The organism is Devosia sp. P3_B2 (assembly GCF_056402875.1).
Genome location: NZ_JBFUGO010000008.1, coordinates 113,660 through 134,375 on the forward strand (window position 1 = coordinate 113,660; position 20,716 = coordinate 134,375).

Annotated in this window: 16 protein-coding genes; 3 read left to right on the forward strand and 13 right to left on the reverse strand. The window is 65.3% G+C overall.

Going from position 1 to position 20,716, the window contains the following annotated elements:
• Nucleotides 1–14: 14 nt before the first annotated feature.
• Nucleotides 15–1,034, reverse strand: a complete 1,020-nt coding sequence (locus AC1DV8_RS13355) for a hypothetical protein (RefSeq protein WP_477157772.1) — start codon at nucleotides 1,032–1,034, stop codon at nucleotides 15–17.
• 213 nt (nucleotides 1,035–1,247) lie between these two features.
• Between AC1DV8_RS13355 and AC1DV8_RS13360 the strand changes: the two genes are divergently transcribed.
• Together AC1DV8_RS13360 and AC1DV8_RS13365 are read left to right on the forward strand one after the other, a co-directional pair.
• On the forward strand, nucleotides 1,248–2,171 hold the full coding sequence (locus AC1DV8_RS13360) for a dihydrodipicolinate synthase family protein (protein ID WP_477157773.1): 924 nt from the start codon (nucleotides 1,248–1,250) through the stop codon (nucleotides 2,169–2,171).
• A 42-nt stretch (nucleotides 2,172–2,213) separates the two neighbouring features.
• Nucleotides 2,214–3,533, forward strand: coding sequence for a mandelate racemase/muconate lactonizing enzyme family protein (locus tag AC1DV8_RS13365; RefSeq protein WP_477157774.1), 1,320 nt, complete (start codon nucleotides 2,214–2,216; stop codon nucleotides 3,531–3,533).
• 147 nt (nucleotides 3,534–3,680) lie between these two features.
• On the opposite strand, the gene AC1DV8_RS13370 is transcribed toward AC1DV8_RS13365, so the two are convergent.
• From AC1DV8_RS13370 to AC1DV8_RS13410, 9 genes are all read right to left on the reverse strand, one after another.
• Nucleotides 3,681–4,739, reverse strand: a complete 1,059-nt coding sequence (locus tag AC1DV8_RS13370) for a LacI family DNA-binding transcriptional regulator (protein ID WP_477157775.1) — start codon at nucleotides 4,737–4,739, stop codon at nucleotides 3,681–3,683.
• A 24-nt stretch (nucleotides 4,740–4,763) separates the two neighbouring features.
• Nucleotides 4,764–6,515 (reverse strand): glycoside hydrolase family 36 protein, encoded by a 1,752-nt coding sequence (locus AC1DV8_RS13375; protein ID WP_477157776.1) that lies wholly within the window; start codon nucleotides 6,513–6,515, stop codon nucleotides 4,764–4,766.
• Between the two features lie 18 nt (nucleotides 6,516–6,533).
• Nucleotides 6,534–7,373, reverse strand: coding sequence for a carbohydrate ABC transporter permease (locus AC1DV8_RS13380; protein WP_477157777.1), 840 nt, complete (start codon nucleotides 7,371–7,373; stop codon nucleotides 6,534–6,536).
• Entirely contained in the window at nucleotides 7,370–8,275 is a 906-nt protein-coding gene (locus AC1DV8_RS13385) for a carbohydrate ABC transporter permease (protein WP_477157778.1), read from the reverse strand. The genes AC1DV8_RS13380 and AC1DV8_RS13385 overlap by 4 nt, the downstream gene beginning before the upstream one ends.
• 103 nt (nucleotides 8,276–8,378) lie before the next feature.
• Nucleotides 8,379–9,626, reverse strand: a complete 1,248-nt coding sequence (locus tag AC1DV8_RS13390) for an ABC transporter substrate-binding protein (RefSeq protein ID WP_477150697.1) — start codon at nucleotides 9,624–9,626, stop codon at nucleotides 8,379–8,381.
• Nucleotides 9,627–9,985: 359 nt separating this feature from the next.
• Nucleotides 9,986–13,168, reverse strand: a complete 3,183-nt coding sequence (locus AC1DV8_RS13395) for an alpha-mannosidase (RefSeq protein WP_477157779.1) — start codon at nucleotides 13,166–13,168, stop codon at nucleotides 9,986–9,988.
• Between the two features lie 4 nt (nucleotides 13,169–13,172).
• A complete protein-coding gene (locus tag AC1DV8_RS13400; RefSeq protein ID WP_477150695.1) occupies nucleotides 13,173–13,985 on the reverse strand; it encodes a carbohydrate ABC transporter permease in 813 nt (270 codons plus the stop codon).
• The gene (locus AC1DV8_RS13405) at nucleotides 13,985–14,872 is read right to left on the reverse strand and encodes a carbohydrate ABC transporter permease (protein ID WP_477157780.1); all 888 of its coding nucleotides are present in this window, start codon (nucleotides 14,870–14,872) and stop codon (nucleotides 13,985–13,987) included. Before AC1DV8_RS13405 ends, AC1DV8_RS13400 begins: the two co-directional genes overlap by 1 nt.
• A 91-nt stretch (nucleotides 14,873–14,963) precedes the next feature.
• Nucleotides 14,964–16,283 carry an extracellular solute-binding protein gene (locus tag AC1DV8_RS13410; protein ID WP_477157781.1) on the reverse strand — a complete coding sequence of 440 codons (1,320 nt, stop codon included), beginning with the start codon at nucleotides 16,281–16,283 and terminating at the stop codon, nucleotides 14,964–14,966.
• Nucleotides 16,284–16,566: 283 nt separating this feature from the next.
• Between AC1DV8_RS13410 and AC1DV8_RS13415 the strand changes: the two genes are divergently transcribed.
• The gene (locus tag AC1DV8_RS13415; RefSeq protein ID WP_477157782.1) at nucleotides 16,567–17,598 is read left to right on the forward strand and encodes a LacI family transcriptional regulator; all 1,032 of its coding nucleotides are present in this window, start codon (nucleotides 16,567–16,569) and stop codon (nucleotides 17,596–17,598) included.
• Here AC1DV8_RS13415 and AC1DV8_RS13420 read toward each other — a convergent pair.
• The 3 genes from AC1DV8_RS13420 to AC1DV8_RS13430 form a co-directional block, all read right to left on the reverse strand.
• Nucleotides 17,595–18,392 carry an alpha/beta fold hydrolase gene (locus AC1DV8_RS13420; RefSeq protein WP_477157783.1) on the reverse strand — a complete coding sequence of 266 codons (798 nt, stop codon included), beginning with the start codon at nucleotides 18,390–18,392 and terminating at the stop codon, nucleotides 17,595–17,597. The two genes, AC1DV8_RS13415 and AC1DV8_RS13420, sit on opposite strands and share 4 nt — an antisense overlap.
• A gap of 125 nt (nucleotides 18,393–18,517) precedes the next feature.
• Nucleotides 18,518–19,657: an alpha-D-ribose 1-methylphosphonate 5-triphosphate diphosphatase gene (locus AC1DV8_RS13425; protein ID WP_477157784.1), complete on the reverse strand. Its 1,140-nt coding sequence runs from the start codon at nucleotides 19,655–19,657 to the stop codon at nucleotides 18,518–18,520.
• A 100-nt stretch (nucleotides 19,658–19,757) separates the two neighbouring features.
• The gene (locus AC1DV8_RS13430; RefSeq protein ID WP_477157785.1) at nucleotides 19,758–20,681 is read right to left on the reverse strand and encodes a helix-turn-helix domain-containing protein; all 924 of its coding nucleotides are present in this window, start codon (nucleotides 20,679–20,681) and stop codon (nucleotides 19,758–19,760) included.
• Nucleotides 20,682–20,716: the final 35 nt, after the last annotated feature.

Here is a 20,716-nt window from a genome sequence, read left to right on the forward strand (position 1 = left end):
ACCACCCGCCGCGGTCAGACGATATCGGCGGGCTCCACAGCGATCCGATAACACGTTATGAACCGCTCGCCGGCAGTGAACCGGCGGGCGGTTTTCGTTCCGCGCCGCGAGATCGGATTATCGGCTGTCGATATCTGCGGGCCCAGATCGAACGCCGAGCAGATCGGCTCGAACCCCAGCGCCAGGTGCCGGCCATTCCACGGCGCCATCTGCCGACCGCGATTGGACATCCACAGCAACGCGCTCGGATAGTGCTCGGGGTTCCACTCGAGCCTAACCCGATAGCCCTCGGCACTGTTCCACAGGGACGCCGTGCCGGTCATATCAAGCAGCTGCAGGATTTCCTCGGTCGCCTGCGGCAGTGGTACGTGGCTGACATCGAGCCGGGTGCCATCGCGCAGCAGCACGTTGTGCCAGGGCGTGAGAAACTGACCCTGCTCGAAGATCGAGGTGTCGTCGACCGGACCGGGAAAGGTGGCGCCGGTGATGTTGCTGCCCACCTCGATGTGCATCGCACCGGGTTTCGCGGGCAGCCGGAACGACGGGTGGAGCCCCAGCGGCAGGGTGCAGTCAGCGCGCACATCGATGGTGAGTTCGAAATCGAGCGCGGTGGTCATGGGGTCTGGCGTGACCCGGCGATGGAGCGTCCGGATCGGGTGACTGTCCGGATACGCGATGCTCAGCGCAATGCCGCCGTAGCCGCCCGCCTCGAACGTCCAGTCGTGGTTAGAGCTGAACCCATGCGGATCGGTATCGACCGTCGGGCTGGCTGTCGCCCCGGGCCATTCGCCCTTCGCCGGGCGATCTCCATCCACTCCGAATGGCACACACGGCCACTCACCGCGCAACCGCTTCAGGATACCGGGCAATGCCTCGCCGCCCGGTTCGTTTGCCCATGGCGCGATCTGGAACGGGGCCACCTGGCGGCCGTCAGGCAGAACGAACAGCGTCGGCCCGATCATCCCGCCGAGGCTCTCGACGCTGACCACGCCATGCGCCCAGACCAGCGATCGTGTTTCGCCGAGCTTGGTCATCGTTTCCCCCGTTTCTCTTTGCCGAGACAGTGGCGCATCGAGGCAATGGCGACAACCGAAGAGTGAGGTTTTTTAGCCGCTTAGGCGCCCAAATCACTGGAACCGGAGACGATCGCGGATGAGCAAATGGTCGACTGGTCACTGCTGAAAGCGGCCGGTACCATCCGCTCCTGCCGCTCGCCGGCGCATGATCCCCCAACGAGGCAAACACCCATGGATCGCAGCACTTTCCGCGGCATCTTCGTCATCGTCACGACGCCGTTCACCGATGATGTCAGGCTGGATGAGGCAGCGCTGGAGCGGACCATGGATTTCTGCCTCGCGGCGGGCGTGCACGGGGTCGTCGCCAATGCGCTGGCCAGCGAGGGCGGCTACCTCAGCGAACCCGAGCGCAGACGGGCCGCCGAGGTCGTCGTCGGCAAGGCCGAGGGCAAGGTGCCGGCGATCGTCGCCGTTTCGGCGCCGCACTACCTGCTCGCCGCGGACTATGCGCGCCATGCCGAGAGCATCGGCGCCGATGCGGTGATGTCGCTGCCGCCGACGCTCCACCCGTCGAGCCCCGCCGACATCAAGGCGCACTACCGCGCCATCGGTGCTGCGACCTCGCTGCCACTGGTGATCCAGAACGTCGCGGGGCAGGGCGCCTCGGCGATGGGCGCGGCGCTGATCGCCGAACTGGTCAACGACATCCCGACGGCCCGCTTCGTCAAGGAAGAGTCGGGCTATCCGGCGCAGACCGTGGGCGAAATCATCCGGCTCTGCGGCGACAAGCTCGAAGGCGTTATGGGCGGCAAGGCTGGGAAGACCCTGATGGAGGAGGTCCGCCACGGTGTGTCCGGCACCATGCCCGCCTGCGAGATCGCCGATGTGCACGTGGCGCTGTGGAAGGCCATCGAGGCCAAGGATGACAAGCGCGCCCGGGACATCTTCCAGCGCCTGCTGCCGCTGCTCGATATGGAGAGCAACTACGGCATGCTGCTGATGAAGGAAGTGCTGAAAATGCGGGGCGTGATCCCGCACGCGGCGGTCCGGCAGTCCGGTTTCCGGGCGCTTGACGATGCCGCTCGGGAGGAGGCGGCGGCCATCATGGACGGGTTGCGGGACCTGATGCTGCCCGCTTACCCGCACCGCCGCTAGCAACAGACTGAACAGAAAAGCAGTGTTAAGCGAGGAGGAATCGTGACTGAAATCCAACTGGGGCGCATGGAAGACGCGGTCAGCACCCACTCGAGCCCATCGGAACTGCGCATCACCGACATGCGCCTCGCCGTCGTGGCGGCGAATTACGACTATCCGATCCTGAGGATCGACACCAACCAGGGCGTCTACGGCCTCGGTGAGGTGCGCGACGCCGGCCATGCGTCGAACGCGCTGCAGTTCAAGTCGATGCTGATCGGGCAGAACCCCTGCCACGTCGACATGATCTTCCGCACCATCAAGCGCTTCGGCAACTGGGGACGCGAGGGCGGCGGCGTCTCGGGCATCGAGATCGCGCTGATGGACCTGATCGGCAAGGTCTACGGCGTGCCGTGCTACCAGTTGCTCGGCGGCAAGCACCGCGACAAGGTCCGCCTCTACGGCGATACCCCGACGCCCGACGATCCGACCCCGGAGGATTTCGTCGACGCCGTGCTGGGCCGCCGTGGTCGCGGCCTGACCTGGATCAAGTTCGACCTGCGTCCGTCACTGTTCGAGACCGGCGACAGCCCGCTGATCGGCAACGAGGCCAGGTACGATTTCGCTTATGAAGAGGGCAGGCCGTTCAAGGCTCCGATGCATGGCCGCGGCGTAAAGCTGACCGAGGCCACCATCGAGCGTGCCGCCCATGTGGTCGGCGAAGTGCGCACGGCGGTAGGCGCCGACGTGCAGATCTGCGTCGATCACTTCGGCGAGGGCTACCTCACCTCCGACGAGGTGATCCGGCTTGGGAAGGCACTTGAGAAGTTCGATCTCGCCTGGATGGAGGACCCAGTGTCGCGCTTCGACATCCCGGGCCACAAGAAGATCGCCGATGCCCTGCTGACCCCGATCGCCGCTGGTGAGGACCTCTATCTCCGCGACGGTTTCCGTGAGGCCATCCGCACGCGCGCCTTCGACATCGTCCATCCGGACCTCTTGACCTCCGGCGGACTGATGGAAACCAAGCGCATCTCCGACGATGCGGAAGAAGAGGGCATTCCGACCGCGCTTCATTGCGCCGGCTCGCCCATCGGCTTCATGGCCAACATCCACACAGCGGCCTCGATCTCGAGCTTCCTCGCCTGTGAGCACCACGGCCTCGACCTGCCGTTCTGGGAAAGCCTCGTCACCGGCCTCGCGCCCGACTACATGGCCGATGGCTACGTCACCGTGCCGGACAAGCCGGGCCTAGGCGTTGACCTCAATCTCGAGGCGATCGAAGCGAATCTACGTACGCCCGGCACGATGTTCCTCCCCACCGACGAGTGGAACACGCCCAAGCTCGGCTTCTGGCGGCCCGACGACCGATGGCCGGAATGAGCCGATGAGGTTCACGGATAGTTTTGCGCTGAGGCGATCTGTCCGCTGGACTCCCGGACGTCATGCGTCTATCAGGACCGCGTTGTCGGGCTTCGCCGCCCGATGACTGAGGCCCAGCTGGAGTTCCACCTCCTAGTCTGGGCCTCTCTATTTCTGGCTCACCGGTCCAGTTGACCCCCGCAGCCGGATCTCCGGCTCGATCAGTACTTCAGTCAGCGGCAGCGCGCGGTTGCCGATCAGCGCCATGATAGCGCGCGTCGTGTTCTCGGCGATCCGCTCGATCGGCTGCCGTACGGTGGTGAGCGGTGGATCGGTGAAATCGAGGATGTAGGAATCGTTGTAGCCGATGACCGAGATATCGGCCGGCACCCGCAGCCCGCTGCGGTGGATCGAGCGGATGGCGCCCAGCGCCATCTCGTCGCTGGAGGCGACGATGGCGCTGACGCCGAGCGCCAGGAGATCCTCCGCCGCGTGCCGCCCGCCCTCGATGCCGTAATACTGGCGGACCACGAAGTCCTCGGAGTTGAACAGCTCGCGCCGGTCCATTGCCTGCACGAACCCCTCGACGCGGCGATCGGCCGGCGTGTTGCCGAACGGGCCGGCGCACATGCCGATGCGGCGGTGGCCCAGGTCGTAGAGATGGCCGACGGCGATCTCGGCGGCGCGCCAGTCGTCGGTCGAGAAGGTCGGGGTCGGGGTATCGGGGAAGCCGCCATTGACGCCGATGAACGGCACCCCGCGCGACATCAGCAACTGCCGGGCCACCGGGTCGGAATGGCGCGTCGTGTTGCTCGACGACAGGAACACCACCGCCGCGACGCCGGCATCGAGCAAGGACTCGATGTAGTCGCGCTCCTGGTTGACGCCTGGGCACACCACCACCCGTAGACCATACGGGGTGATCTGGGTTTCGATCTGGTCGCACATCGCCCCGAAGATCGGGTCGATCAGATTGGGCACGAGGAGGATCACCACCTCGCCGTGCAGCGTGCGCTCGTAGCCGATCTTGCGCAGCGCCTGCTCGACCGCCTCGCGGGTCGCAGCGGAAACGCCGTACTTGCGGTTGAGCACACGGCTGACCGTCGCCTCACTCACCCCCGCCACTTCGGCGATGGCGGCGAGGCTGACATTGCCCGCAGGCGAGCGCGGGCGCTGCCGCGGTGGCGGCTCTTCCACGGGGCCCTTGTTATCCGGCAAGCGTGTCATGCCTCGTTACGCATCCGTTCCGATTCAGCCCTCTTTGACATCGAGCGTGGCGATCCCCGACACCGGAATGGCGAGTTCGCTGAGCCCGGGCTTCGCCTCGATGAGGGACCGCCCGGCCAGATCGCCCGTGACGCTCCGTGCCTCTCCATCAACACGTCTCGCGCCGCCAGTCCAGCGCACGACGACAGTAGCCTCCGCAGTCGCGTTGAGAACGGTGACCCCGTCAATGCCGGTGAGGTCGATCTCCACGACCATCGGCTGGTAGACGCCGACGACGAGCTTGTTCTGGTGTCGGGCCTGGATCACCGGGTAGTTCTCCGACGGCAGTCCGGCACTCAGCGCCCCAAACAGCACAGTTTCGCGTGTCCGCATCCAGCTCGACAGCACCGCGCGGACCGCCCGGCGCTGTTCTTCAGGTAGGGTGGAAAGCTCCATGGATAGCTGCGGCACGCCGAAATAGGCATTGAGCAACTGCCGCGCCGCGGGTTCGGCGCCGGCACGCGGATCCCACAGCACCGGGTCGGCATGCACCACCTGGCCGGCGGCGATCATTCGCGTGTCGACGATCGAGCGGCGGTTGAGGATGGCGTCGCCCGGGCAGTCGCCGGCGCGCAGCAGGTTGCCGTAAGGGGCGGTGGCCGGGCCGATATAGCTCTGGCGGAACTCGATCAGCACCTCGCTGAGCCCGGCGAGCCGCAGGCCCTCCTTCAGCTGCACCAGCGTCGCGTGGATGGCCTGTCCGACGTCCTTGATGTCGCCAGTCGTCTCGGTGCCCTGGTACACCACGGCGCTATCGAGGAAGTCGATCTTCAGCCCATCGATGCCGTAGTCGCGCACCAGCCGCACGCAGGTCTCGACGAAATGCTCGCGCGATTGCCGGTGGCGTGGATCTAGCACCGAGGCCTTGAGCCCTTCCGAGTAGTGTGGTGCGTAGGGTTTCAGCCACGCGGCCGCGGCACTCTTCGGCCCCAGCATCAACGGCGCCACCCACAGCATGACCGAAAGGCCGAGGCCGCGAAGACCAGCCACGTGAGCCCAGAGGTCGGGGAATTTGTCGGTGTCGGGAATCCAGTCCCCGCAACCCGCATACCAGCGGCCCGAGCCGAACTTCTGCCAGCCATCGTCGATGATCACCGCGCGGCACTCGAGCTCGCGAGACAGCGCCGCCTCGCGCATCACCTTTTCGGCGTCGACCGCCTGCGAGTAGGTGTACCAGGTGCTGTAGACCGGCACCGTGCCGACATGCGGCACCGGGAGCGCCGCGCCGACATCCTCGCGCAGCCAGTCGCGGATCAGGCCGATGGTCTCGCCGTGGTCGAGCCCCGGCGGCGCTAGCGCCAGCCGCACCGTGCCCGGCCCCTTGGGATCGTGCTCGTAGTAGACGACAAAGCTCTTGTGCTCCTCGGAGATGCCGAAGCGCAGCACGCTTTCCTCGATCTGTTCGCTGAAGCCGAACGCGAGGATGCTCCGCCCGACCCGGTCGTAGAGGCAGCCGAGCGGGCTCGACGAGATGATGCTGGTCTTGTCGGTCCCCCGCCAATCTGGCGGCAGGGTGCGAAAGTGCCCGGCATTGGGATACCAGTACCCCTCGGCATCGCCGAGCGGCAGCTCGAGCGCGAAGCGGATCGGCCCGCCATCGCCGGTGATGGTGACCACGTCGAGTTTACCCACCCGCTCGCGGGCGGACAGGCGGCAGCCGGTGCCGATCGACACCTCCATGTGCGGGATGTCGAATTCAACGCGCGTCAACAGCGACGCATAGCCTTCCAGCAGCACGGTGCCAGTCTCCTAGGATTATTGTTTCACCGCCCCGGCAAGAATGCCGGCGACGAAATGACGTTGGAGGAAGAGGAACAACCCGAGCACCGGCAGCACCGACACCATGGTGCCTGCCAGCAACTGGCCGTAATCGGTGTCGCTGACGCCCTGCAGCGTCGCGAGCGCTACCGGTACCGTGTAGGCGTCCGAAGTGCGCAGCACGATCAGCGGGTAGACGAAGTCGTTCCATTGGCTGAGGAACATGAAGATGCCCAGTGCCGCGAGCGCAGGCCGCATGGTCGGCAGCACGATCTGGAAGAAGATGCGGAACTCGCCGGCGCCGTCGACACGCGCCGCCTGGATCATCTCGTCGGGCACCGACTGCATGGTCTGCCGCATCAGGAAGATGCCGAACGGCAGCGCCAGGTGGGGCAGGATCAGCGCCTGGTAGGTGTTGAGCCAGTTGAGCTGCACCATGATCTGGAACAGCGGCACCAACGTCACCTGCGAGGGCAGCGCCAGCACCACCAGCACTGAACCGAACAGCAGCCCCTGGCCGGGGAAGCGGAACTTGGCGAAGGCATAGCCCGCCATGGTGCAGATGGCGCCGCCGAACAGCGCGTAGAGCAGGGCGATAAGCACCGAGTTCTGCAGCGCCGCGCCGAAACCGGCCTCGGAGAAGAGGTTGGTGAGATTGGTGAGCAGTTGATCGCCCGGCATCAGGTTGGGCGGGTTGGAAAAGATGTCGCGCGTACGGTGCGTGCTGGCGACGATCAACCAGTAGAACGGCATCAGCATCAGCAGCGCACCGATGGTGACCACGACGGTGACGGCAAGGCTCGCGGCACGGGCCTCGGGGGTCTTCACGGTCCTCATGCCTGCTTCTCCCGCAAGAGCCGGAACTGGATCAGCGCGAGGATGCCGATGATGCCGGTGAGCACGTAGCCGATGGCCGAGGCGTAGCCGAAATCGAAGTACTTGAAGCCGTTCTGGTAGAGGTACATGCCGATGGTCAGGGTGGCGTTGTTGGGCCCGCCATTGGTCAGCACATAGGGCTCGTCGAAGAGCTGCAGCGTGCCGATGGTGGAGAGCACCACGGTGAGGGTGATGGCCGGCCGCAACCCCGGCAGCGTGATGTGCCAGAAGCGCTGCCACGCGCTCGCGCCATCGATCTCGGCAGCCTCGTACAGCTCGCCGGGGATCGACTGCAACTGCGCCAGGTAAATCACCGCGCTGTTGCCGGTGTAGTGCCAGGTCAGCGCGATGATGATCGAGATCTTGGCCCAGAACGGGTCGGCGAGCCATGGGATGCGCGGCAGACCGACGGACTCGAGTGCGAAGTTGACCAGCCCGTAGTGGTTGTTGAGCAGCGTCGAGAACAGGATGCCGTAGGCGACGAGCCCCATCACGATCGGCACGAAATAGGCGGTGCGCCAGATCGCACGCCACTTCAGGAGCGCGGAGCTGAAGGCCACTGCCAGCGCGATGGCGAGGCCCAGCATGATCGGCACCTGGATCACGAGGATCAGCACGGTGTTGCCGAGCGCCTTGTAGAAGATCGGATCTTGCAGCAGCCGCATGTAGTTGTCGGCGCCGACGAAATTGGTCTGCCCGCGGGTGATCTTGGTCAGGCTCAGCCAGAACGCATAGGCGTAGGGGTACACCTTGAACGCCAGGAACAGCACGATGACCGGGAGCAGGAAGAGGTATGGGGTGGCGCGAGGCGAAGCGCCACGCCAGCGCCGGCGGGGTCCCGGCTGCGAAGTCGATGCCGTCATTTTCTGGTTCTCACAGCCGGGAGGCGGTGGCAGGGAGGGAAGACGCCCTGCCACCGACGCGCTCTGGAGGGAGCGCGTTGACTCTTGAACGAGGGTGGGAGCCCTAGTTCGCGACCTTGCGACCGGTCTGCTGCGCAACCAGGGCCGCAGCCTCATCGAGCACCTTCTTGGGGTCGGCGCCGCTCAGCAGCACCTGCGTCTGGGCGTCGTCATAGGCCTTCAGCGCCCGGGCATAATCGGTGGTGTAGTTCACCGTCGGCGTCTTCTGGCCCAGCTCGTCGATGAAGAACTGGTTGATCTTTGCGCCGCCGAAATACTCGTTCGGCTGAACGAACCCCTCGCTCTCGAGCATCGGCTTGAAGCCCGGGAACATGCCGCCGCCCTCGTAGACCAGCTGCTGGCCTTCGAGTGTGCCCAGCGCGAACTTCACGAATTCCCAAGCCGCCTCCTTGTTCGGGCTCGAGCCCGAAACGGTGAGGTAGCTGCCACCCGAGATGGCTGCCGTCAGCCCGCCCGGCTCGACCGCCGGCGGCAGGCGCAGGCCCCACTTGCCAGCCAGTGCGGGTGCCTCCTTCGAGAACACCCCGGCCGCCCACGAGGCGGCCGGAATGACCGCAATGGGGATCTCGCCCTTCACCTGCAGCAGGAAGTTGTTCCAGCCACCGGGGACGTCGGCGACGAGCCCGGCGTCGTTGGCCTGCTTCAGCAGCGTCAGCGAGCGCACCCCGGCGGGGCCGTTCATGGTGATGTCGCCGGCGGCGTTGAAGTAGAACTGGTCCTGCAGCGCGGTCAGCAGCTGCCAGAGGTTGGCGGAGTCCGCGACGGTCGCCGCCTTGTCGAGCGAGATCAGCGAGGCGCCGGTGGCTTCCTTGATCTTCGGCCCTGCCGCCAGCAGGTCGTCCCAGGTCTTGATCGAGTCGATGTCGACCCCGGCCTGCTCGAACAGGTCCTTGCGATAGAAGAAGCCCGAGGTGTTGACCTCGTAGGGAATGCCGTAGACGGCGCCATCGGCACCCGAGCCGCTGGCCCACATGCCCGACGGGAACTGCGCTTCGAGTTCGCCAGCGCCCAGCTCGCTCAGGTTGGCGAGGCCGTTCGGGAACGTCTCGATGTAGTTGCCCATGTAGTCGATGCCGATGTTCATCACATCGGGCAGGCCCGCGCCGCCGGCCGCCATGCCGGTGGTAATCTTGTCCCAGATCGCCGGATTGCCGACGTCCTCGACCTTGATGGTGACGCCGGGGTGCAGCGCCGTGAAGGCGGGGATGGCCGCCGCGATGCCCTTGGCTGGGGTGGTCCAGCTCCACACCGTGATGGTGCCCGACAGGTCTTGGGCGGAAGTCACCGTCACCAGAGCCGCCAGAGCAGTCGTGGTGGCGAGGGCAACCCGCGCGGTGCGCCCAGCCGCCGCAAACAAACGTCCTACCGTGTTGTTCAGTTTTTCCTCCTCAGGATTCCTCAGTCCTGATCGGTGCCGTTCGGCTGGTGGCCAGGCTTCGCTGGCTGATTTTTCGTCCCGCCGTCGGGTCCGATCGTGGCCGAACGCTAACAGCCATGTTTTGATCTTGCAATGCTTTGTTGCAAATTTGCAGAAACGGCTGCAACCGACGCTGGGTGTGCGAGCGTCGGGGCCGCCAAAGCATCAGGGCCACCGGCGAGTTCATCGCCGGTGGCCCTGTGGTGGTGACTTCAGGGAACGAGGAGGGCTGATCAGCCGGCGTCTACTTCCAGAAGCAGCGTCGCGATCTCGAACGGACGCAACTGCAAGGTCACGCTGTTGCCGGTGACCTTTACGGGCTCGCCGCCTTCTTCCATCAGGTTCACGAGCTTTGCCGACTTGATCGGAACGCCGAAGCTGATCGTCGTATTGGCGCGGGCATTGGCGTGTTCGAACACGCGCAGCACCAGCGCATCGCTCTTCTCCGCCTTCTTCACCGTCTCCAGCGTCACGTTCGGCTTGTCCACCGAGGCGAAGGAGAAGCTGGTGCTTTCCCCGGCATTCGAAGCGCGCGCAGACGTATCGCCAACGACCGCGACCGGGTTGTTGAAGCGCTCGGCTGCGACCGGTACGTCGGCGAGGTCACTTACGCCGTCATGCACCAGGAGGGCATACTTGATGCGGTGCTCGCCGCGGTCCGATGCCGGGTCCGGGAAGGTCGCGCCGCGCAGCAGGGTGATGCGCACCAGTTGCTCCACCGCGTCGTAGCCGTACTTGCTGTCGTTGAGCAGCGCGGCGCCAAAATCCGGCTCGCTGATATCGACCCAGCGATGCATGCTCGCCTCGAACCGCGCCCGGTCCCAGCTGGTGTTGCGGTGCGTCGCGCGCTTCACATGGCCGAACTGGATCTCCGAGCGGATCTCCGAGATGTTGAGGTCGAACGGGAACTCGGCCTTGAGCACCGTCTGGCGCTCCTGCCAGTCGACGAAGGTATCGAACTCCACCTGCTTTGCGCCGGCTTCGAGCGACACGACCTGCACCACCTTCGAACTCAGGTACTGCCGCTCGATGCGGAGCGCGGCGCGGTACGGGCCGGTTTCCACCACCTCGATCCTCGCCTTGCTGGCCGAGAGCAGCCAGAACTGCTCCTCGAAATAGCGATCGATGTCCCAGGCGTCCCAGTTGAGCGGCTTGTCCTCGTAGGCGACGAGCCGGTTGGCGCTCTCGCCCTTGGCGATCAACTCGCGGTTGTGCTGCTTGTCGAACACCGAGCTGATCTCGCCATTCCCATCGAAAGCGACGCGGACGAACTCGTTCTCGAGATGCTTGGTCGAAGCCGAAAGGCTCGACTTCGGGGCGCTGCCGCCGGTCACCAGCGAGGCAGAAGCCCAGCCGAGCGCCGGGAGGTTCGCCGGCGCCGCAAGCGTCGACCTGCCATCGGCGCTGATGAGCTTCTGCAACGGCAGTGCCGCACCGCCCTGCGCCAACGCCGAACCATCGGCCGCCCCGTCCACCCGCACCAGCGCCTTGTCGCGCGTATGGCCGGTGAAGTTGAACAGCTGCAGGCCGCCCTTGCCGGTCGGTGCGACGGCCTTCGCCGCGCTGTGCCAGGGGCCGTTGCCCGATGCGAGGGTCGAGAACAGACCGGCGTACTCGGCGTCGCTGTCGACATAGACCTCGGCGATCGAGGTGCCGGGCAGGATGTCGTGGAACTGGTTGATCAGCACCAACTCCCAGAACTCGTTGAGCTTCTCGGCCGGGTAGGGCGCCCCGCTCCGCATCGCCATGGCGCTGAGGAATTCGAGCTCGCGCAACACACGTTCGGCGCGCCGGTTGTTGGCCTTGTTCTTCGCCACATTGGTCAGCGTACCGCGATGGTATTGCAGGTAGAGCTCGCCGTTCCAGGTCGGGAAGCGCTTGGCGTTCTCGTCCATGCGCTTGCTGAGCCGCTTGAGGAACGGACCGATGCCTTCGAGCTTCACCTTCGGCGCGCCGGGAATGCCGCGTTCGAGCCGGGTGCCGCGCTCGATCATGGCGCGGGTCGGCCCGCCACCGCCATCGCCATAGCCGTAGCAGACCAGCACTTCGTCGTTCACCGACTTGGGCTCATAGCGCTTCCATGCGCCCATCACTTCGGAGACCGAGAGGTCGGAATTGTAGGTGGTGAAGATCTGCTCGCTGTCGAACTTCTGCGCCGTGATCAGCTGCGCCTTGGTCTCGGTCCCGTCGATGCCACGCCAGAAGAACGTGTCGTAGGGATGCCGGTCGGTATCGTTCCAGCTGAGCTTCGACGTGATGAAATACTCGAGCCCGGAGCGCTCGAGGATCTGCGGCATGTTGGCCGAGTAACCGAACGTATCGGGCAGCCACACGGTCTTCGGCACCACGCCGAAATGCTCGAGGTGGAAGCGGCGGCCGCGCATGATCTGGCGAACCATGGATTCGCCCGAGACGATGTTCGCGTCGGGCTCCACCCACATGGCGCCTTCGATCTCGAACTGGCCGTTCTTCACCTTGTCGAGTAGGCCGGCCCAGATCTCGGGATAGTCGGTCTTCAGGAAATTGAAGAGCACCGACTGGTTGTACATGAAGACGAACTGCGGGTACTCGGCCATCAGGTTGAGCACGGTGGCGAAGCTGCGGCCGGTCTTGTCGCGCGTGTGCATCACCCGCCACAGCCAGCCGACATCGAGATGGGTGTGCCCCACCGCCGAAATCGTCGGCTGCACTTCGGTATCGACCAGCTTGTAGATCTTCTCGGCGATCTTCTCGGCCGCCGGCAGCGAGGCCTCGAACTCGGGCGTCACGCCACCGCGCCGGTCCAGCGCGCGCAGCGACTGCTCGACGAGGTTGAGCACAGCGTGGCGGCGGCCGTCGTTCTGCGGCAGGCGGGTCGCTACTTCGAGCGGCGTCTGCAGGTCGAAGTACAGCTTCTCGGCGCGCGCATGCCGCACCATCAGCTCGACCTTGAAGCCGACCAACGGCCGGTCGAAGAAGGTGAAGGCATTGACGAGAAGGACGCGCTTCGTCCCCGGCACCGCATCGCGGGCGATCACCAGTTCGTTGTGGTTGCCGTCGAGCGCCTGGGCGATCTTGCCGTCAAGATAGGCGAGGCATTGCGGATCAGTCGAGCCCGGCCGGTCCTGCCACTGCGAGGTGAAGCGCAAGACGAACGTCTTGCCGCGCGCTGCCTCGGGCACCGTCACTTCGGCGGCGAACCAGGTGTGGCCCTGGTGCTTGGCCCAGACGGTGGTCGGCGTGAAGTTCGGCCACTGCCGCCAGTCGGCGGCGAGCGCCGCGGGCGTTTCGATGTCGTCAGGCTGGTAGCGCCAGGCGAAGGCACCTTCGATCGGCGTCAGGATCTTCTCGTGAAGGTCGCGGCAGAGCCGGAACAGCTTCTCCTCGAGCTTGATGTCGTCATCAAGCAGACCGAGCTTGGTGGCGAGACTATTCATCGTTCTATCCTTTGACACCGACGCCGGCGAAACCCGTGTTCATGTTTCGCCGCAACAGGAAGTACACGCCGACCGCCGGCGCTGCGTAAATGATGGAGAAGGCCGCGAGGAAGCCGTAGTCGATGGCCCCCTGCTGGCCGAAGGCCGAGTAGAGGCCGACCGACATCGGGAAACCGGCCTCCGTCCGCGTGAAGATCAGCGGCAGCAGGAACTCGTTCCAGGCGCCGGTGAAGGTGAAGAACCAGACCACAGCGAGCCCGGCCCGCGACATCGGCAGCACCACGTGCCAGATGATGTGCCAGAGGCTCGCACCGTCGACATACGCCGCCTCTTCGAGCTCGATCGGCACCGTGTCGAAGAAGGTCTTCAAGAGCAGCAGCGTGAACGGCAGGTTGAGGATGGTGAGCGCGACGATGACGCCGTAGGAGTTCAGCAGCCCGAGCCGCTGCGCGGTGAAATAGAGCGGCACGATCACGCCGGCCGAGGGCAGCATGCGCAGCAGCACCAAGAGCCACAGGAAGGCGTTCTTGCCCGGGATGGTCATGCGGGCGAGCGGGTAGGCCGCCGCCGCCGCGACGACCACCGACAGCGTTGCAGTGCCGGCGGCGAGGATCAGCGAGTTGAGGAATTGCCGGCCGGCACTGCCGCTGATCGCCCGGATGAAGTTGTCGAAACCAAGCGCTGCCGGCATGCGCAAGGCGCCATTGGCCGTCGGATCGAAGGCGTTTGTGAACAGCCAGAAGAACGGGCTGACCCAGATCAGCGCCAGGAAACTCAGCGCCAGCGCCATGCCGCGGGAAGGGGCGGTACGTTCCATTACTTGGGCTCCCGGAGCAGGCGGACATAGAAGATTGAGAGCAGGCCGACCACGGCCAGCATGGCCACCGAGATGGCGCTGCCATAGCCGATCTTGCCGACCTTGAAGCTCTGTTCGTACATCAGGATCGCCAGCACCTGGGTCTGCCGGCCGGGGCCGCCGCCGGTCATCGCGTAGATCAGCGGGAAGTAGGTGAAGGTCCAGATGGTGATGAACAGCATGTTGGTCGCGATGTGCGGCCGGATGATCGGCAGGATCACCTGCCAGGTCCGCTGCCACAGCGTCGCGCCATCGACCTTGGCCGCTTCGACGATCTCGCGGCCGACGGAGTCGAGCGCTGCGATGAACAGCAGGTAGCTCCAGGCCGTGCCCTTCCAGACATTGGCGATGATCACCACCTGCAGGGCGAAATCGTTGATGAAATTGACCGGTGCGAGACCGGACGGGGTGACGACGAGGCCGTTGATCAGGCCGGTCGGGGAGGTGGTCGCCGACCACAGGAACGCCGCGACAATGTCGGGCAGCAGCCAGCCGAGCATGATCGAGACCTCGACCACCGTGCGCAGCAGCCCATGCTGGGTGCGCAGCGCCGAGGCGAGGACGAACCCCATCACGGTCTGGCCCACAATGGCCGAAAAGAAGGTGAAGGTGACGGTGGTGCCGAGCGCCTCGAGGAAGCCGCGGCGGGTAAACAGACGCTCGTAATTGTCGAGCCCGACCCAGCTCCAGTTGACCGACTTGCGGCCCACCAGTTCGAGATCGGTGAAGCTGAAGGCGAAGGCCCAGCCGGTGAAGTAGATCAGCGCGCCGATGAGGATGATTGCCGGCAGCAATCCGAGGAGCAGTAACCAGCCATTGGAGGCCAGCCAGGGACTTATCTGGCGCATGTAGCGTGATCCGATATACCAGGGCCTACGAAAAGGGCGGCGCGGGKTGGGAGTACCGCGCCGCCCCGGGAGGAGCGGGTGGGGGCCGCTCTTATTCGTAGGTGATGACGTTCTCTTCGCCGAACTCGTCGATCAGCGCCGCCTTGTACTCGGCGATCGCATCGTCAACGGACGAGCCGTCGAGGATCGCGGCCGTCATTTCCTGCACCAGCTTGGAGACCACCTGGTAGCCCGGGTAGGTGTCGCGGCCGGTCGTGTCGGCGGCCATGGCGGTTGCTTTGGCGAGGTACGCGTCAGCCGTGTATTCCGGCGATTCCGAGATATCGGTACGGACAGCCATGCGCTTGTTCTTCACCGTCCAGTCGCCGAAATTGCCCTTGTCGAAGATGGTCGTCAGCAGCTTTTCGGCAGCGGCTTTATCCGCAGCCTTGGCATTGACGCCGATGGCCCAGCCACCCGAGATATTGGTGGTGGTCTTGGCGCCGGGCTCGCCCGAACCGGGCCACGGGGTCCACGCAACGATCTTGTCGCGCTCCTCGGTCGAGGGCAGGTTCACGCCGTTGCAGTCCCACAGGCACGCATATTCCCATGAGCCCGAGGCAAGGATGCCCATCTTGTTGCCGGTCATTTCGGCACGGACGGCAGCGCCGATATCGGTGGCGTAGTTGATCGCCTTACCGGCCAGCTTCTGGTCCTGGTAGACCTTCTTGTAGAGCTCGAGCGTGCGGCGCAGGGCCGGGCTGTCGCCCACCCACTTGCCAGCGTCCCAGTCGCGCAGCCGGTTGCGACCAGCTTCCGGAACGTCGGCGCCGAGCAGCGCCATGTAGAAGCCCTGCATGGTGGCGGCTTCTCCCTGCTTGGTGCCGGCGGGGATCAGGAAAGCGTTCTCGACGCCGGTCTTGTCCTTGATGGCCTGCGCAGCGGCGAGCACGTCGTCCCAGGTCTTGGGCGCCCACGGAGTAGCGATGCCGGCCTGCTTGAACAGCTCCAGATTGTACCACAGCATGCGCACGTCGGTGTCGGTGGGCAGCGCGTAGACATGGCCGTCATAGGACACCACGTCGAGCAGGCCCTTCATGTACGAACCGTACTGGTCCCAGGTCGTCGCCAGCTCGTCGAGCGGCTGCACATAGCCGGCGGAGGCGAGCTCGGACACCACGAAGCTGTCCATCTGGATCACGTCGGCAGCGGTGCCGGCCGACAGATCGAGCGCCACGCGCTCCACGTAGCCGTCGCCCGGCAGCTTGATCGCCTCGACCTTCTCCCCGGTCGCGGCCTCGTAGTTGGCGATGCCGGGCTCGACCAGCGAGGCCAGCCACTCGGCGTACATGATGCTCACCGCCTGTGCGGGGGCCGTGGCGGCCAGCAGGGCAAGCGCTGCCGCAGACGCCAAGAGAGTCCGTTTAAGCATGAATTCCTCCTCCAAATGTTTGGCGTCGCATCCCTCATGCGCGGGCTGCGCGGCACCTCCTGAGTGCGCGGTGAGCTAAGCGCATTTATTGCAACGTTGCAACGATTGATGCAGAATTGTCGGAGTGACGTACATCAGAATGAATTATCTATGATAGTTCAGATAGTTAGCGAAAGCCGTTCAGCGGAAATCTGGGGATTGATCAATTGTATCGATGCAATTTTCTGTGGTTCCCGGCATCCCGCTGCCGGTGTATGACGGGTCCGGGGCTGAAGAAACCACGATGACGAAATCCAAGCCACGTGCTGCTGGCGGCACCCGCCAGCGGGCGACGCTCAAGACCATCTCGGAGCTGACTGGGCTCAGCCTCTCGACGGTGTCGCTGTCGCTGCGCGGCGGCGCGTCGTTGAAGGAGGAAACGCGCCTCAAGGTTGCCGAGGCGGCGCGCGCCGTGGGCTATGTGCCGGACCGGGCAGGGGTGCGCCTCAGGACCGGCAAAACCAACGTCATCGCGTTGGTGCTCGACGGCTCGGACGAGGCGATCGACTTCTCCCGCCATATGATCCGCGGCATCGGCGACGCCATCGGCGGCACCCGCTATCATCTGACGGTGATGCCGGAGTTCGACCGCAATCGCTCAGTGGAGACGGTGCGCTACATCCTCGAGAACCGTACGGCCGACGGGGTGATCATCACCCACACCGGCGCCCGAGATCGCCGCGTCCAGCTGATGATGGACCATGACTTTCCGTTCGTAAGTCATGGAAGGACCGAGTTCTTCACCCCGCACGCCTTCCACGATTTTCACTCCGAGGCGTTCACCGAGCTGGCGGTGGAGCGGCTGGCCGCCACCGGCGCTCGCGACATCATGATCTCGGTCGGCGATGGGACCACCAACAACTACCACAACATCGTCCGCACCTTCGAGCGCGCCACCACCCGCTTCGGCGTCAACGGCCGCGTCGTGGTGCAGGACAGCATCCGTCCCGCCTCGGCCGAAATGCGCCAGTTCGGCCGAGATCTCGCGGACAAGCCGGATCGGCCCGACGGCATCATCTGCGACAGCGAAACCCGCGCCATCTCGATGCTGTGCGGCCTCGAAGATGGCGGCGTGCTGCTCGGCCGCGACATCCGCTTCATCTGCAAGCAGACCTCGGACATCCTGTCGACCGTCTTCCCCAACGTCGATACCATCGAGGAAGACGTTTACGCGGCGGGGCTGGAGCTCACGCGCTTGCTGCTCCGCCGCATCGACGGCGAGCCCGCCGAGTCGCTGCAGACGCTGAGCGAGCCCGTCGCCCACTGGCGCAGCTAGAGCCGGTCGAGGAACTTCAGCACGGCCTCGTTGAACAGCTCCGGCCGCTGCAGTGGAGCGAAGTGGGTGACCCCGGGAAGGATCGCGAGCTCGGCGCCGGGAATACTGCGGGCGAGATACTCGGCATGCTCGGGCTTGATGAACTCGTCGCCGGCGCTCTGCACGATCGTCACCGCGACCCGTATCCGCGCGAGATCGTCAGCCCTGTAATTCGGCTGCGTCCGCTGCATCAGCCCTACTGCATCGGCGAAGCTGCTGAACTGATCGGGTGTTGCCGACAGCCGTGCATAGTCCTTCACGTGCCGGCCGAAGCAGCGGTCGATTACCGGCGTCGCCTCGAACGGCAGGGTGCCGCTCGGATCCATGTTGCAGGCAAAGAAAAACACGCCGCTGATCCGCTCCGGCTGCTGGTCGGCCATGATCAAGCCGATGCAGGCACCGTCGCTCCAGCCGACGATGGCCGCCTTCTTGAGCCCCAGTGCGTCCATTACCGCGAACACGTCCGACGCCATCAGCTCGTAGCTGTAGGGCCGCTCATCGCGCGAGCTGTGGCCATGGCCGCGGCTGTCGACCACCACCACCTGATGGCCGGCATCGACCAGCGGCTGCACCTGGTGGCCCCAGTTGCCGGAGTGGCCCATGCCGCCATGCAGCAGGATCACCGCATCGCCGGCACCGAAGCTCGCGTGCCAGATATGCGCGCCGTCATTGTCGACATAGGCGGAGGTTCCACCCGGCGGCAGCTCGGCTCCGCTGGCCTCAAAGATAATCAGTTCGTCGTCGGTGAAGGCCATGTCGATACCCAATCCCTGCTAGCGCGTGATGCACTAGTCGATGCCTCCGGCGTGGATTCGACATTCCGGACACACGAAAACGCGCCGCCAGTTGGACGGGGTTCCGACAAGCCGTCAAGCGCCGCTCAGAGATAGGCGCGGCCGGCCACCCAGGTGCCGCGGATCACCGGCTGCCCGCCTACCAGACGGACCCGCAACAGGTCGGCGCGGAGGCCCGGCTTGAGGCGGCCACGGTCACTCATGCCGATCGAGTCGGCTGGGTTAGCGGTGACCTTGGCGACCGCTTCATGTAGCGGCATGCCGCGGTCGGCGAGGATGAACGGCGCGTGCAGCAGGCTCGCCGGCACATAGTCCGAGGTGAGCAGGTCGAGCAGCCCAGCATCGGCGAGGCTGGCGGCGCTGGCATTGCCCGAGTGCGAGCGGCCGAGCACCACGTTCGGCGCGCCCATGACGATCTGCATGCCGAACTCGCGGGCCCGCCGTGCCGCTTCCAGCGTCGTCGGGAACTCGCTGATGGCGATGCCGTCCGCGTAGGATTCCTCGACATCGGCCACGGTGGTGTCGTCGTGGCTGGCGATGCGGATGTTGCGCGCCCGCCCTAGCGCGCCGATGGCCGCACGGCCCGGCACGACGTACTTGGTCTGGTCATCCCGCCGCCCGGCCAGGTACTCGGCGAACTCCTCGTCGGTCCACACCTGCGAGTTCTTCTTGCGGCGGAATTCGCGATAGAGGTGTGTATTGTGCCACTGCCGCTGGCCCGGCGTGTGATCCATCACGCTGAGCAGCCGTAGCGCCGGGTTGTCGATATGGCGCTCGACGATGCCGAGCAGTGCGGGGTCCGACAGCTCGCAGCGGAAATGCAGGTAGTGGTCGGCCTTCACCAACCCTGCTTCCCGCGCCTCGGTGAGCCCGGTGATCGCCGCGTCCAGCATCGCCGTGCGCGCCCCGCCGCTGTCGTAGTCGCCCAGCGACAGCGCATCGAGCACCGTGGTGACGCCGGCGCCGAGCATCTGCCAGTCATGCGCCAGCACCGCCGTCAGCGTCGACGGCCACCGCACGCCCGGCCTCGGCTGGAAGTGATGCTCCATGTTGTCGGTATGGAGATCGATCAGACCGGGCAGCAGGTAATCGCCCTCGAAGTCGATCTCGTCGCCGCCAGTTGCCGCATCACCAATCGCCGTGATCTGCCCGTCCGCGATGCTCAGCGCCCCCTCGACAACGGCATCTTCGAGCACAAGGCGAGCGTTCTTGAGGGTCGTGTTCACGGCAATGATCCAAATTATGTGGGTGGCGCCGTAGCGACTCATGCTGTCGCGGGCTGACGAAAATCGATGCGTGATATGACATGCCCATGACGAATTGACGTCAACCCGCAGGCCGCGCCGGCTCCCGCTTTGCCGTGCTCCGCCCCTGCTGGAATTCCAGCCGATAGTGCCGCGGCGTCTTGCCCAGCCGCTTCTGGAACGCGTCGTAGAGCCGGGCCAGCGAGGTGTAGCCGCACTCGAACGCCACCTCGGCGATCTCCATGTCGGTATCGACCAGCAGCCGCATCGCATGCTGTAGCCGATGGCGGCGGATGTACTCGCCGATCGACATCCCCAGCACCTTCTGAAACGCCGCCCCGGCATTGGTGGCATGGAGCCCCGATGCCGCAACCACGTCGCGGACGCTTACCGGGCTATCGAGATGATCGTGGATGAACCGCGTCATCCGCTCGGCCATCGCCACCGCCCGATGCCCAGACGGCGACATCGCCGGGGCAGGGGCCCGGCCGCCCGCTCGCGCGATCGATTGCGACCACGACAGCCGCCGCACCCGCAACCGCACCTCTTCCTCGAGGATATGGCGCTGCGCCGTGTCGGCATACTGCCACTCGCGGGTCCAGCGCGCGAACATGTGCCGATCGCCCTCGTCATGCTCATGGCTGTAGAACACCTCGCCGTCGAGGATAGCCTGACGGAAGCCCGGCTCGAGCGGCATGCTGAGGAAGAACGACAGCGGCATGTAGGCGCAACTGAGCCGCTGTTCGTCGTCCACTGCCACCACCTGGTGCGGCGTCGCCGCCCAGAAGATGGCGAGCTCTCCGGCATTGAGCACCAGCCGCCGGCCGTTGATCAGGTAGGTGAGCTGGCCGGACCACAGGTAGTTGAGCTCGATATGGTCGTGCCAATGGCTCTCGGGCATGGCGTCGGCGAGATGCGTTTCGACGCAGAACTCGTGGCGCAGGATTTCTTCGTTGTTGTCGGACATCGGCACGTCGCTGGGAGTGGTGCGCAGTGCATTCGCCATGGCTTCCCTCCTCCCGTGAGGCAACGACAACCGTC

What these genes read in the sequence shown, in the direction of transcription:
- AC1DV8_RS13420 (WP_477157783.1), bottom strand. Translation starts at nt 18,392, where the DNA reads ATGGCCTTCACCGACGACGAACTGATTATCTTTGAGGCCAGCGGAGCC.
- AC1DV8_RS13410 (WP_477157781.1), bottom strand. Translation starts at nt 16,283, where the DNA reads ATGCTTAAACGGACTCTCTTGGCGTCTGCGGCAGCGCTTGCCCTGCTG.
- AC1DV8_RS13405 (WP_477157780.1), bottom strand. Translation starts at nt 14,872, where the DNA reads ATGCGCCAGATAAGTCCCTGGCTGGCCTCCAATGGCTGGTTACTGCTC.
- AC1DV8_RS13415 (WP_477157782.1), top strand. Translation starts at nt 16,567, where the DNA reads ATGACGAAATCCAAGCCACGTGCTGCTGGCGGCACCCGCCAGCGGGCG.
- AC1DV8_RS13355 (WP_477157772.1), bottom strand. Translation starts at nt 1,034, where the DNA reads ATGACCAAGCTCGGCGAAACACGATCGCTGGTCTGGGCGCATGGCGTG.
- AC1DV8_RS13395 (WP_477157779.1), bottom strand. Translation starts at nt 13,168, where the DNA reads ATGAATAGTCTCGCCACCAAGCTCGGTCTGCTTGATGACGACATCAAG.
- AC1DV8_RS13385 (WP_477157778.1), bottom strand. Translation starts at nt 8,275, where the DNA reads ATGACGGCATCGACTTCGCAGCCGGGACCCCGCCGGCGCTGGCGTGGC.
- AC1DV8_RS13400 (WP_477150695.1), bottom strand. Translation starts at nt 13,985, where the DNA reads ATGGAACGTACCGCCCCTTCCCGCGGCATGGCGCTGGCGCTGAGTTTC.
- AC1DV8_RS13370 (WP_477157775.1), bottom strand. Translation starts at nt 4,739, where the DNA reads ATGACACGCTTGCCGGATAACAAGGGCCCCGTGGAAGAGCCGCCACCG.
- AC1DV8_RS13380 (WP_477157777.1), bottom strand. Translation starts at nt 7,373, where the DNA reads ATGAGGACCGTGAAGACCCCCGAGGCCCGTGCCGCGAGCCTTGCCGTC.
- AC1DV8_RS13360 (WP_477157773.1), top strand. Translation starts at nt 1,248, where the DNA reads ATGGATCGCAGCACTTTCCGCGGCATCTTCGTCATCGTCACGACGCCG.
- AC1DV8_RS13430 (WP_477157785.1), bottom strand. Translation starts at nt 20,681, where the DNA reads ATGGCGAATGCACTGCGCACCACTCCCAGCGACGTGCCGATGTCCGAC.